This window comes from Paramesorhizobium leguminum, from assembly GCF_003217235.1.
GTDB classification, from domain to species: Bacteria; Pseudomonadota; Alphaproteobacteria; order Rhizobiales; family Rhizobiaceae; genus Paramesorhizobium; species Paramesorhizobium leguminum.
On sequence record NZ_QJTF01000008.1, the window covers coordinates 64286 to 76169 of the forward strand.

Below are 11884 nucleotides of genomic sequence, written 5' to 3' on the forward strand. Positions count from 1 at the left end.
TCTGTAAAAGGGCATTTATATATAATACACGTAAAAGTTGCCACAGACTGAACAAAAAGTCCAGCCAATTTAGCCTTTGGAAGGCGATTCTCGCAGGGTAACCCGGATACTTGAGCGGTTCACTTTTGGGTGGAACGATACTTTTTTGCCGGGTGCGGCAACTTCACCGTAGAGGCATGGATTCCTGTGACAAGCACAGGAATCCATGCCTCAACCTATCCATTCACGACAACGGCGCAAAAGGACACCAAGCGATTCCATCAAATGCCGGGACTAAACAGCTATAAGAAGGAGAGCGAGCAAAGCCTGCCCGTTATACTCCGCCGAACGTGAATGTCTTGAATGTAATCCGGTGATACAGGTTCGGCATGTTTTTCTGTATCATGGCCCGATATCCGCTCGCGGCCGGATGCGAAACCAGAATGCCGTAATTCATTCGAAGCAGCATAAAATCCAGCGCACCCGCATCAACGATTTCTCCAGGTCCGATGATGATCGTGTTTGCGCCTGCCACCGGGCGCTTGTCCGTCTTGCCGAAAAAGATGCCGTATCCATTACCGCGGCCGACTTCACCCGCATTGCAGTTCAGGCCGGTAACGATGTATTTTCCTGGCTGGACTGGTGTGAACCTTATCCGATAGCCCTCTTCGCGACCATCCGACATGCCCTCCAACCTGAAGCCTTCGTTGACGGTCCGGACCTCCACAGTTTCCAACTGACGGTCGCCTTCGACCCGTGTCAATGAAACATTGCCGCACTCACGCGGCTTGTTGGTCCAAAAGTTTTTGGCGGCAGTCGCCCTGAATGCAATCGCCGCCCCCTTCTGCTTGATATAGCTTTCCGCTTCGCGTTCGGTCCGCGCGCTCAACTCCGACTTTTCCTCGATTGAGGGCGACCCGCAGGCCGTCAGCAAGACCGCCATGCTCGCAATGATAATTCCCCGCATAGTTCCCTCTCTCCGCATCAGGTGAAAAGCCCGGTCAAATGCCCCCATCGACCGAAACAATGAGATTAATTTTGAAAATGCCGAAGTCGGGCTTCACGTCCTCACACCCAGTTCCGCCAGCCGCCCGATGCAGGCCTCCTCGATCTGGTCGAGTTCGCCCAGCGTTTCCTCGATATCGCGGCGCTTCTGGCGCAGATCGGCGCGTTTTTCCTCGACGCGCTTCATCAGGAGTCGCAATTGGCCGGACTCGCCCGGCGGTTCGCGGTACATCTGGATGATTTCGTGGATTTCCGCGATCGAGAAGCCCAGGCGCTTGCCGCGCAGGATCTGCTTGAGCAAATGCCGGTCGGCCGGACGAAACAGACGGGTGCGGCCGCGCCGCAAGGGATGAATCAGCCCTTCATCCTCGTAAAAGCGCAGGGTTCTTGTCGAAATGCCGAACTCACGGGTGAGTTCAGTAATCGTGTAGTACTCGCGCATTGCCTACTCCGGCTGAAATCCAATGGTTTGTTGTGTCCATGGTTTACGTAAAAGTCAATTGCGCCAATATTTAATCAGTTAATGATGGACGCCGAACCACCAGGTCGCCAGTCCGAGAAAAGCCATAAACCCGGTAACGTCCGTCACCGTGGTGACAAAGACGGAGGAAGCGATTGCCGGGTCGGCGCCGACGCGATGCAAAAGCAGCGGAATGAGAATTCCGCCCAGCGCCGCCGCAAGCATGTTTATCACCATCGCGGCGGCGATGATGCCGCCGAGTTGCGGATTATGAAACAACGCGCCCGCAACAAGGCCGACGACGGTAGCGAAAATTATGCCATTCACAAGCCCGATGATCGCCTCGCGCCGGATGACACGGCTGGCATTGTAGATATCGATATCGCGCGTCGCGATGGCGCGCACGGTGACGGTCATGGTCTGCGTGGCCGCGTTGCCGCCCATGGAGGCGACGATGGGCATCAGGACGGCGAGCGCCACCATCTCCTGAATGGTCGCCTCGAACAGGCCGATGACGGAGGCAGAAAGGAAGGCGGTCAGAAGATTGACCATGAGCCACGGCACCCGCGAGCGGGAAATGGAAAAAACCGAGTCCGACAGTTCTTCATCGCCGACCCCGCCCAGACGCAGGATATCCTCTTCCGCTTCCGCCTTGATGACATCGACCACGTCATCGATGGTAAGCACGCCGACAAGCCGCTCGTTCTCATCGACCACGGCGGCGGAGAGAAGATCGTATTGCTCGAAGATCTGCGCCGCCTCTTCCTGATCCATCGTCGCGGGAATGGCGTGGCGCGTCTCCTGCATGACGTCCTCGACCTTGACCGCGCGGCCTGAGCGCAGGATCCGGTCGAGATCGATGGCGCCAAGCAGCCGGAAGGTCGGGTCGATGACGAAGACCTGGGAAAAGCGATCCGGCAGGTCGTGGTCCTCGCGCATGTAGTCGATGGTCTGACCGATGGTCCAGAAAGGCGGAACGGCGACGAATTCCGTCTGCATACGCCGGCCGGCGCTTTCCTCGGGATAGTCGAGCGCGCGGCGAAGCCTTATCCGCTCGGTGAAGGGAAGCTTGGCGAGGATTTCCTCCTGGTCTTCCTCGTCCATATCCTCGAGAATGTAGACCGCATCGTCGGAATCGAGATCCTGGACGCCTTCGGCGATCTGCTCGTTGGGCAGGGCATCGACGATTTCGAGGCGGATGGCCTCGTCTACCTCGGTGAGCGCCTCGAAATTGAACTCTTCGCCCAGAAGCTGCACCAGCGCCTGCCGTTGCTCCGGCTGGAGCACTTGCAGAATATGGCCAAGCTCGGATGGGTGCAAATGGCCGACATGCGCGCGCAGGAACAGAACGTCGCGATCGGCGATGGCCGCCCCGACGCGGGCGAGAAAGGAAGACCGCACCGCGCCATCCTCGCCATAGATGTCGGGCTCATGGCTATCCGCCGCTTCAATGCTGTCTTTTGGGCTGTCTTTTGGTTCGGTTTCAGCCATCGGATTTTCCGGTCAGAATGGGTCGCCGCTTTGTCACTCGTGGACCTACTTCATAATTGCCGAAACCGAAATCGATTTGCGGAACCTTTTTGCAATCGGCAAAAATTATGGCGCGTGAATACGTTAGAGTTTTAGCCGCATGATCTTACCTGGAAGTCTGCAACTTTTCGGGATCATGCTCTGGAACTCGAAAATGCCATTATTTGCGCGTTCATTTTCCTGTTGCAGATTAGAATTATTAAACAATAGTTCGAGGTTCTGATATGATTGGCGTTCTGCGTGTCTTGGCTACAAGCCGGATTGGAATGACCACCGGTTTGACGATCGCGCCGATCGCAGCCATCGGGCTCTATTGCGCCGGCCTGCAATTGACCGACAATTTTCACGTTATTGCCGCCGGCGAGGCCTATCGCTCAGCGCAACCGACACCGGCCGAGATCGACGCCTACAGCAAGGAATATGGGATCAAGACCATCATCAATTTGCGTGGCGCCAGCCCGGATTCCCGCTGGTACAGGGCCGAGGAGCACGAAGCAGCCAAGCTCGGCATCACCCTTATCGATTTCAGAATGTCCGCCGGCGAGGAGTTGACGCAGGCCCGGGCGGCGCAGCTCATCGCCATCCTGGAAAAAGCGCAAAAGCCGATCCTCATCCATTGCAAGGCAGGGGCCGACAGGAGCGGGCTGGCATCGGCCCTCTATCTCGCGGTCGTAGATAGAGCCAAGAAAAGCACCGCCGGGCAGCAGATTTCGCTGCGCTACGGCCATATTTCCCTGCCGTTTGCTCCGGCCTATGCCATGGATAAGACATGGGCATCCCTTGAGCCCTCTTTGGAGGTAGCCAATTCCTGATTTTGCCAATCCCTGATATGCAGGGTGGCCCTGATATGCAGGGCGGAAAATTCCTCTCCCTCCCGGGTGTTCCATGAACCGCACGAAGAAAATTGCCCTTGCGGGATCCGCATGTCTCGCCATGCTGCTGGCCGGCGGAGTGGCTTTGCAGCAATGGACAATGGCGAAAGGGCAAAAGGCCCTGCACGAGCTTGCCAAGGAAGGCGGCTTCTGCAAGACAGATGGGTGCGAGGAAGGCATGGCCTATGCTTCCGATTATCTGGGCGCCGAATTCGGGCATTCGCCGAAAATGGTCCGCTGGTGCATGGGCGTCGATGTGATCGCGCGTGAGGAGAGCAGCTTAAGCAATGGGCTTAAGGCGGCTTTGACCAGCATATTGTATATTCCCTGCGGCGACCCCAACAGCGATGCAACGGAAGAGTAGTTGATGAATTTCTATCTGCGCTGCCTTGCATGGCTCGTATTGATCGCCATTCTTGCCGTCACGGTGGGGCCGCTGAACTTGCGCCCGGTGACAGGCGAGCCGGTCGATCTGGAACGGTTTTTCGCATTCTTCATTGTCGGCGCGCTCTTCGTCCTCGCCTATCCGAAACATTGGATTTCAGTGCTTGCGCTCGTCGTGGGGTCGGCCGCGCTGTTCGAGTTGCTGCAGCGCATTGCGCCGGAGCGCCATGGCGAAGTCACCGATTTCTTCATCAAGGCGGCGGGCGGATTTGCCGGCGTTTTCGTAGGCTCCGTTGCGCGGCGCATCTTTCGACCTTCGTAGATCATCAAAATGAAGTCAGACGCCATAAAAGCATTCATCATTCATCTGGATCGCGCCACGGATCGTCGCGGCCAAGTGGAAAAGCTGATCGCCGAGCTGCCGATCCCGGCTGAGATCATCGACGCGGTGGATGGGCGGCGGCTTGGCCAAGCCGAAATCGAGCGCGTCTATCGCCGCCATCTGCACAAGCCGCCTTACCCGTTCCGGCTCAGCATAAACGAGATCGCCTGCTTCCTTTCCCATCGCAAGGCATGGCAGGCAATTGTCGACCAGAATCTCGCCGCCGGCCTCGTCATCGAGGATGATGTCGCGCTCAATAGCGATTTTGCGGACGCATGGAACGCCGCACGCGCCTATCTTGAGCCAAGCCAATTCATCCGCCTGCCCTTCCGCCCGGGCAAGGAAACCGGTCCGGAACGGTTTCGGAAGGAAGGCACTCGCATCATTGAGCCCATTCCAGTGGGCCTGGGCATGGTGGCGCAACTTGTCGGTCGCGATGCGGCAAAGCAATTGCTAGCGGTCACTAAACAATTCGACCGTCCGGTGGATACGCTGATGCAGATGAGCTGGGTGACGGGGGTCAATCCACTATCGGTTCACCCGGGCGGCGTGGAGGAGGTATCGGCGCATCTGGGCGGCAGCACGCTCAAGCAGAAACGGTCCGTCATGCATCGGCTTTCGCGGGAAATCCTTCGCCCGATCTATCGGATGCGGATAAGATCGTTATCCCGGAAACATGGGAAGCGCCCGGCATGACAGTTCCCATCCTGATGTATCATCAGATACATATCCCTCCGGCGCACAAAATGCCCTTTCGCAGCATGATCGTTCATCCGGATCGGTTCCGAAGCCAGATGCGCTGGCTGAAGCGGCTGGGCTACAAGGGATTGTCGCTGCGTGACGCCGTGCCCTATATAGAGGGCCGCGCGCATGGAAAGGTGGCGGTCATCACCTTCGATGACGGGTTCCGCAATGTTTATGAGAATGCGCTGCCAGTGCTGCAGGAACATGGCTTCACCGCGACGAATTTCTTCGTCGCCAACCAGATCGGCGGCCAAAACGAATGGGATATTCCCATAGGCATACAGCCCACCCCCTGCATGTCGCCGACGCAATTGCGCGAATGGGCCGCGCTTGGCCATGAGGTCGGCGCGCATACGCTCGACCATGTTCATTTGCCGGATGTTCCTCTCAAGGAAGCGAAGCGCCAGATCGGCGGCTCGCGGGACGTATTGCAGGATATTCTCGGCGCCCCGGTGACATCGTTCGCCTACCCTTACGGCGATGAGAATGCGCGGCTACGCGACATGGCGCGCGAGGTTGGCTTTACCCATGCGGTGACGACGGAGCGCCGCAAAACCCTGCCCAGCGACGACAGCTTCGGCCTGCCGCGCCTGACGATCCGGCGCAATGATACATGGCTGCATTTTTTGAAGAAGTGCCTGATATGACTGTTTGGGCGCCCCCATCACTCCGAACAGCACACACTCCTCACATACGTGTTGCCAACAGTCATAAATGCGTCGTCGGGAACCGCCCCGCGAGATTTCAGTTGTTTCAGTAAATCTGCTGCGTTGTCTGCTGGCATGGTCTTATCCAGCACAACAGCATACCATTTATTTGTGGCAAGGTAGGCGGTAACGGGAAGAGGTGAACTCCGAACGTAAGATTCAGCATCTGCATAGTTATCAAAGCTCTTGATCTGGATGTAGCGATCCCCGAAAGGCTTATTTAAAAACTGGTCTACCTTGACCCAATTATGATGCAGGTAGCCCTCTCGCTCTTTCGCTTTCACTTTATACCATCGCGCACCCACGGAGACAATTTCTACACGGTCTCCATTTCTCATGCGCACAATTTTTCCAGAGGCTTGGTCTTCTCCGCTGCGTAGATATTCCTGTCCCTTAGGCACTCTGAGCGCCCCGGATTTAGCTAATGGTATATGAAAACGAGCGCCATCACCGGCTATCCGATAATTTGGAGGTGAACTGGGTTCCATCTGAGGAACGGGAGGCTGCGTGACCGACTTAGCAACCGATGCTTCCGCGCCAAAATCGAAATTAGTCACACGATATTGAGCCATCTCGCTCTTTGAAAGATAGCGCATATCGTCTTTCTCATATCTCAGAGAAAGCTGCAGAAGACTGGGATCAATTCCCATCTCCGTCATATAGGAGATGGTCTCAGCGGTCTGAAGTTGGACGAAAGACACAGCAGCATCAACAGATATCGGTGCTCCCTCGGAAAAGGAGGATTTATGAACACCAATCGCGCCGGTTTCCGCAACTCTTATGGAGCCCCCCATAAACGCGAGCGCGCAAGCGGAAGAACACTCCATCCCTCTCATTTGGAATGTGCGCAGGCCAAGGGCTCTAATGAGCCTGCCTACCCGGATAGCAGTCGAGGGATTGCCTCCTGGACTATTGAACATGACGACGGCTGATGTCGTCCCTACGCGCTGCACCAGCGATGTGAAATCGTCCAGACTTTCGGAAGGTTCAAAGACGCCCGATACGAGTATAACGGTCGCCGAATTGTCGAGAGGCGTTGTTGAGAACGTCAAGGCCGATGCTTTACCGGCACCCAACAGAATTGCTACCGCCCCCACCAGAAAATTTCTAAAAAGCACTTCTGCGTCACCCCGATAAGCCCTGTTTGAGTATACGTCAGGGCGACCTCTAAGCAAGGGGCAAGGCAATCAGGCCGCGAGCATGGCAACAGCATAGTCCCGCGCGTTTTCGCGCGCGGCGTCGAGGTGGATGCTGCGCAGCAAGGCTTCAAGATCGCCATTTGCCGGGCTGAAGCGGCTGTCGGTGGATAGCATCTTTCGCGAGATTTCCCATGGACCCGCAACGAGCTTACCCTTGACGACCTGACGCCAGGCATGAAGGGCGGTGATGAGCGGGCGGTGCGTCGCGTCGGCCAGGCCTGCGCTGCGGAACAGCGCCGCCAGCGCATTGTCGCGGCCATCAGTCAGGATGGCGCCGACGCGGCTTCGCGGTTGATCGGACAGCGCCACCAGGATCGCGCCGAAGAAATCGATCTTGCCATAGGCGACGGTGCGAATAATCAAGGCGGTGGTCAGGTCGCCCCTCTCCCGCAAATGCTCGACCAGCGCGGCATGGTCCTGAGGCGCGCTCCGGTCGGCGATATCCAATGAAACCTTGATGCAGGTGTCACGCGCAACCCGCTCCGCCCTGCCCTTGCCCATCGTCGCGGTGACGATCTGCATCCCGGCGAGCGCCTCGCCTATCCTGACCGCCAGCATATGGCGGGAGTCGGCGGGCAAATTCTCATGCCGCAGCAATGCCTCGCGAACACTCGGCTCAGCCCCAAGCCGCTCCGCCATGCGGCGCAAGCTCATCGGGGCAATTTGGGCGGTGCTGTTGCGCAGGAGATCGACGCACGCCGTAGGGCTCGCCACCTCGGCAATCGCCGCCGACAGGACCAACGACACTTGCGGGCGCATGGCGATCAGCCGTTGCGCCGCCTCATCGCCCATCGCGACGCGGTCGATCATGTCCATATCACTCAGGAGCGGCGAGCGCGCCAGCATGAAGCCGGATATTTCCACCTGCTCGCCGGCAAGCGCCGTCACCAGCGACAGCGGCGCATCACGGCTGAGCGACAGGGATTCAGACAGCGCGGCGCGCACTTTTGGAGAGGTATCCTCCAGAAGCAGCGTCAAAGCCGCCTCCGTAGCGCGCCTATCATCGGAAGAAAGGTCCGACTGAAGGTAGGCATGCGCCAGAGCGCTTGCAGCCGCGCAGCGCTGCGCAACGCATGCACCATCGATCCACTTCAGAAAATGCCGGATGATCATACTGCCCCGCCCCTACTCAAGTACCCCATGGGACGGTGTAGCGGGGAAAAGTTTACGGACGGTTCACCATAAAGGTAGGCCCCTCCTTCCCCCTTGCGGGGAAGGTGCCCGCGGAGCGGGCGGATGGGGGTGGAGACGGGTACGCTCTGTTCTGCGCCACCCCCACCCGACCCTTCGGGCCACCCTCCCCGCAAGGGGGAGGGAAGGCGTTGCGCTCAATACCACCCCACCGCGACCTGCGCCTCTTCCGACATGCGGTCGGGCGTCCAGGGCGGATCGAAGGTCATGTTGACCTCGACAAACGAGACGCCCTCGACGGCGCTGACCGCGTTCTGCACCCATCCCGGCATTTCGCCGGCGACCGGGCAGCCCGGTGCGGTCAGGGTCATGTCGATCTTGACGGTCCGGTCGTCCTCGATATCGATCTTGTAGACGAGACCGAGTTCATAGATGTCGGCCGGAATTTCCGGGTCGTACACCGTCTTCAGCGCCGCGATGATATCGTCGGTCATCCGCGCCAGCTCTTCCTGCGGAATGGCGGAAGCGGAGAAGACCGCCTTGTCTGTCGTTTCAGGTTCTGCCGTCTCGGTCTTGTTTTCCATGGTCCTATCCGAAAAACTTTCTGGCCTTTTCCAGCGCCTCCACGAGCGCATCGACTTCGGCCTTGGTATTATACATGGCGAAGGAGGCGCGGCATGTCGAGGTGGTGCCGAACCGTTTCAAGAGCGGCTGGGCGCAATGCGTACCGGCGCGTACGGCCACCCCTGCCCGGTCGATCACCGTCGATACGTCATGGGCGTGGATGCCTTCCAGATTGAAGGAGACGATCGCGCCCTTGTCCGGCGCGTTGCCATAAATGCGTAAGCTATTGATTTTGCCCAGTTGCTCGTGGGCGTAATCGCGCAAGGATTCCTCATGCGCGAAGATCGCCTGCCGGCCCACCCGCTCCATATATTCCAGCGCCGCGCCAAGGCCGATGGCCTGAACGATGGGCGGCGTGCCGGCCTCGAAGCGGTGCGGCGGGTGGTTATAGGTGACGTTTTCCACCGTCACCTCCTCGATCATCTCGCCGCCGCCCTGGAACGGACGCATCTTTTCCAGCATCTCGGCCCGCCCATAAAGGACGCCGATGCCCGAGGGGCCGTAGACCTTGTGGCCGGTGAAGACATACCAGTCGCAGCCCAGCTCCTGCACATCGACGGGCAGATGCACCGCGCCCTGGCTGCCATCGACCAGCACCGGGATACCCCGCGCATGCGCGATCTCGACGATCCGCTTGATCGGCGTCACCGTGCCAAGCACATTCGACATATGCGTGATGGCGACGAGTTTGGTGCGCTCGGTCAAGCATTTCTCGAATTCCTCGATGTGGAACACGCCCTCGTCGTCAACCGGTGCGAAGACCAGCTTCGCGCCCTGCCGCTCGCGGATGAAATGCCACGGCACGATGTTGGAATGGTGCTCCATGATCGAAAGCACGATCTCGTCGCCCTCGCCGATATTGGGCATGCCATAGCCATAGGCGACGGTATTGATCGCCTCGGTGGCCGATTTGGTGAAGACGATTTCGTCCACCGAAGCGGCGTTGAGGAAGCGGCGGACGGTTTCACGCGACTTCTCATAGGCATCGGTCGCTGCATTGGAGAGGAAATGCAGGCCGCGATGGACGTTAGCATATTCGTTGGAATAGGCGTGGCTTATCGTATCGATAACAGCCTGCGGCTTCTGCGCCGACGCGCCATTATCGAGATAGACAAGCGGCTTGCCGTGGACTTCCCGGGAGAGGATGGGGAAGTCACGACGGATTGCGTCGATGTCGAAGGCCGGTGCCGTATGTGTTTTCTGGTCCATGTTTCCTAACCGATCCCGCTGTCCGCGCCCCCCTCGGGTAAAGCCCGAGGATGACGGCTGTAAAGGCGATGCCGACTAATGGCAGGCAAAGCGTTAGAACATTATCGCTTGCGCCCCCTCCCATCGTCATCCTCGGGCTTGACCCGAGGATTCACGGCTAGGAAGTAACTACCTGTCCACCGCGCCAACGCATTCCAGCGGACGGAAGCAAAGTTTATTCTTCGATATTCCGCTCAGTGATTTACAATCCTGTTGCGACCGATAGTACCGTTCCCGCCTCCTAGCCGTGGATCCTCGGGTCAAGCCCGAGGATGACGACTGGAGGAGCGGAGATGGCCGGCAAGCCAGGGGAATGCGCTATTCCAGTCTAAACCGAATTTGCCCTCACCCGTGCGCGGCCAGCCACTCTTCCAATATGCCTTCCAGCGCCTCGACCAGCGGCTCGTTTTCCAGTTCTTCAATGATCTCGGCCACGAAGGCCTTCACCAGCAGCCCGCGCGCCGTTTTTTCGGGAATGCCGCGCGCCATCAGGTAGAAGAGATGGGCCGGGTCGATTTCCGCCACCGTCGCGCCATGGCCGCAGGCCACGTCGTCGGCGAAGATTTCGAGTTCCGGCTTGGCGTCGAACTCGGCATCGTCGGAGAGAAGCAGCGTGTTGCAGGCCATGCGGGCGTCGGTCTTCTGCGCGATTCTGTTCACGCGGATCATGCCCTGGAAAACGCCGCGCGCCCTGCCGGTGACGACATTGCGCACGATCTCGGTCGAGGTGGTGTTTTCCACGAGATGGCCGACCGTCATGGTGACATCGGTGTGGCTCTCGCCGCCGAGCAGATTGATGCCGCGCAGCTGGAAATCCGAGCCCTCGCCCTTGGCCAGCAGATGCACTTCCTGGCGCACCAGCTTGCCGCCGGCATTGACGATATAGAGCGTGAGCTTGGCGTCCTTGCCGAGCGTGGCGTTGAACTGACCGAAATTGACCGACGTATCGCCATACTGGCGCAGGATGATCCAGATGATCTCCGCCCCATCGGCAACGGTCAGATGGCTGATGGAAGAGGAAAACGCTTCCTCTTCGCCGCCATATTGGCGCTCGATGATCGTTGCCTTGGCTTGCTTGCCCACGCGAACGGGAAAGCGCACATGGCCCTGCCCCGAATTCTGCACATTCTGCAGTTCGAGCGGCGCTTCGAGTTCCACGCCATCGGCGATATCGACGGCCCAGCCGTCGGTGACATAGGCCGCGTTGATTTCGCCGATGGCATCGTCGGTGCCGCGCGTTGCCAATGCCTGGACGAATGTGCCGTCGGCAAGCTTCTCGCTGAGCTTCTCAAGCGTGACGCCTTCCGCATGGCCCGCCGAAACGGCCACGCCGTTGGAAACCGCCGCAACCGTCGAGCCTGATATCAGCGGCGCGATAGGCTTCGAGCCTGCGGCGGAGTCGAAGGGCGCGACGGAACGCAGCAAGGTGCGCAAATCGGTATAGTGCCAGCTTTCGATGCGCCGCGAGGGAAGACCCTGGATCTTCAGCGCCTCGATAGCCGTATCACGCGCGATGGCGACATCGGCATTGCCGGGCAGCTCGCCGACGCATTCAGCGAACGCGTCGATCAGCGCGGTTTCCGCCGGTGTTCGGGTTTGAGTGTGAACGTTCATCGCAC

At 58.8% G+C, this 11884-nt stretch carries 13 protein-coding genes; 5 read left to right on the plus strand and 8 right to left on the minus strand.

The window, feature by feature from the left end:
* Nucleotides 1-313 precede the first annotated feature (313 nt).
* From C7477_RS08670 to mgtE, 3 genes are all read right to left on the minus strand, one after another.
* Nucleotides 314-946, minus strand: a complete 633-nt coding sequence (locus tag C7477_RS08670) for a hypothetical protein (protein WP_110751128.1) — start codon at nt 944-946, stop codon at nt 314-316.
* A 93-nt stretch (nt 947-1039) separates the two neighbouring features.
* Nucleotides 1040-1426, minus strand: coding sequence for a MerR family transcriptional regulator (locus tag C7477_RS08675; RefSeq protein ID WP_110751130.1), 387 nt, complete (start codon nt 1424-1426; stop codon nt 1040-1042).
* 78 nt (nt 1427-1504) lie between these two features.
* Nucleotides 1505-2935 carry a magnesium transporter gene (mgtE, locus tag C7477_RS08680; protein WP_110751132.1) on the minus strand — a complete coding sequence of 477 codons (1431 nt, stop codon included), beginning with the start codon at nt 2933-2935 and terminating at the stop codon, nt 1505-1507.
* A 305-nt stretch (nt 2936-3240) separates the two neighbouring features.
* Between mgtE and C7477_RS08685 the strand changes: the two genes are divergently transcribed.
* From C7477_RS08685 to C7477_RS08705, 5 genes are all read left to right on the plus strand, one after another.
* Nucleotides 3241-3786 carry a dual specificity protein phosphatase family protein gene (locus C7477_RS08685; protein ID WP_245411781.1) on the plus strand — a complete coding sequence of 182 codons (546 nt, stop codon included), beginning with the start codon at nt 3241-3243 and terminating at the stop codon, nt 3784-3786.
* Nucleotides 3787-3859: 73 nt separating this feature from the next.
* Nucleotides 3860-4210, plus strand: a complete 351-nt coding sequence (locus C7477_RS08690; protein WP_110751136.1) for a hypothetical protein — start codon at nt 3860-3862, stop codon at nt 4208-4210.
* Nucleotides 4211-4213: 3 nt separating this feature from the next.
* Complete coding sequence (locus C7477_RS08695; RefSeq protein ID WP_110751138.1) at nt 4214-4552, plus strand: VanZ family protein; 339 nt, start codon at nt 4214-4216, stop codon at nt 4550-4552.
* A gap of 9 nt (nt 4553-4561) precedes the next feature.
* Entirely contained in the window at nt 4562-5308 is a 747-nt protein-coding gene (locus C7477_RS08700; protein ID WP_110751140.1) for a glycosyltransferase family 25 protein, read from the plus strand.
* Nucleotides 5305-6003 carry a polysaccharide deacetylase family protein gene (locus C7477_RS08705; protein ID WP_110751142.1) on the plus strand — a complete coding sequence of 233 codons (699 nt, stop codon included), beginning with the start codon at nt 5305-5307 and terminating at the stop codon, nt 6001-6003. The genes C7477_RS08700 and C7477_RS08705 overlap by 4 nt, the downstream gene beginning before the upstream one ends.
* 17 nt (nt 6004-6020) lie before the next feature.
* Here the strand turns inward: C7477_RS08705 and C7477_RS08710 are convergent, their stop codons facing one another.
* The 5 genes from C7477_RS08710 to sufD all read right to left on the minus strand — a co-directional run bounded on the left by C7477_RS08710 (nt 6021) and on the right by sufD (nt 11879).
* Entirely contained in the window at nt 6021-7181 is a 1161-nt protein-coding gene (locus tag C7477_RS08710) for an SH3 domain-containing protein (protein WP_146226082.1), read from the minus strand.
* 69 nt (nt 7182-7250) lie between these two features.
* Nucleotides 7251-8375 carry a DUF2336 domain-containing protein gene (locus tag C7477_RS08715; protein ID WP_110751147.1) on the minus strand — a complete coding sequence of 375 codons (1125 nt, stop codon included), beginning with the start codon at nt 8373-8375 and terminating at the stop codon, nt 7251-7253.
* Nucleotides 8376-8590: 215 nt separating this feature from the next.
* Nucleotides 8591-8977, minus strand: coding sequence for an SUF system Fe-S cluster assembly protein (locus C7477_RS08720; RefSeq protein WP_110751148.1), 387 nt, complete (start codon nt 8975-8977; stop codon nt 8591-8593).
* Nucleotides 8978-8981: 4 nt separating this feature from the next.
* Entirely contained in the window at nt 8982-10226 is a 1245-nt protein-coding gene (locus C7477_RS08725; protein WP_110751150.1) for a cysteine desulfurase, read from the minus strand.
* Between the two features lie 384 nt (nt 10227-10610).
* A complete protein-coding gene (gene sufD / locus C7477_RS08730) occupies nt 10611-11879 on the minus strand; it encodes a Fe-S cluster assembly protein SufD (RefSeq protein WP_110751328.1) in 1269 nt (422 codons plus the stop codon).
* Nucleotides 11880-11884 lie beyond the last annotated feature (5 nt).

What these genes read in the sequence shown, in the direction of transcription:
- C7477_RS08670 (WP_110751128.1), bottom strand. Translation starts at nt 946, where the DNA reads ATGCGGGGAATTATCATTGCGAGCATGGCGGTCTTGCTGACGGCCTGC.
- C7477_RS08675 (WP_110751130.1), bottom strand. Translation starts at nt 1,426, where the DNA reads ATGCGCGAGTACTACACGATTACTGAACTCACCCGTGAGTTCGGCATT.
- mgtE (WP_110751132.1), bottom strand. Translation starts at nt 2,935, where the DNA reads ATGGCTGAAACCGAACCAAAAGACAGCCCAAAAGACAGCATTGAAGCG.
- C7477_RS08685 (WP_245411781.1), top strand. Translation starts at nt 3,241, where the DNA reads ATGACCACCGGTTTGACGATCGCGCCGATCGCAGCCATCGGGCTCTAT.
- C7477_RS08690 (WP_110751136.1), top strand. Translation starts at nt 3,860, where the DNA reads ATGAACCGCACGAAGAAAATTGCCCTTGCGGGATCCGCATGTCTCGCC.
- C7477_RS08695 (WP_110751138.1), top strand. Translation starts at nt 4,214, where the DNA reads ATGAATTTCTATCTGCGCTGCCTTGCATGGCTCGTATTGATCGCCATT.
- C7477_RS08700 (WP_110751140.1), top strand. Translation starts at nt 4,562, where the DNA reads ATGAAGTCAGACGCCATAAAAGCATTCATCATTCATCTGGATCGCGCC.
- C7477_RS08705 (WP_110751142.1), top strand. Translation starts at nt 5,305, where the DNA reads ATGACAGTTCCCATCCTGATGTATCATCAGATACATATCCCTCCGGCG.
- C7477_RS08715 (WP_110751147.1), bottom strand. Translation starts at nt 8,375, where the DNA reads ATGATCATCCGGCATTTTCTGAAGTGGATCGATGGTGCATGCGTTGCG.
- C7477_RS08720 (WP_110751148.1), bottom strand. Translation starts at nt 8,977, where the DNA reads ATGGAAAACAAGACCGAGACGGCAGAACCTGAAACGACAGACAAGGCG.
- C7477_RS08725 (WP_110751150.1), bottom strand. Translation starts at nt 10,226, where the DNA reads ATGGACCAGAAAACACATACGGCACCGGCCTTCGACATCGACGCAATC.
- sufD (WP_110751328.1), bottom strand. Translation starts at nt 11,879, where the DNA reads ATGAACGTTCACACTCAAACCCGAACACCGGCGGAAACCGCGCTGATC.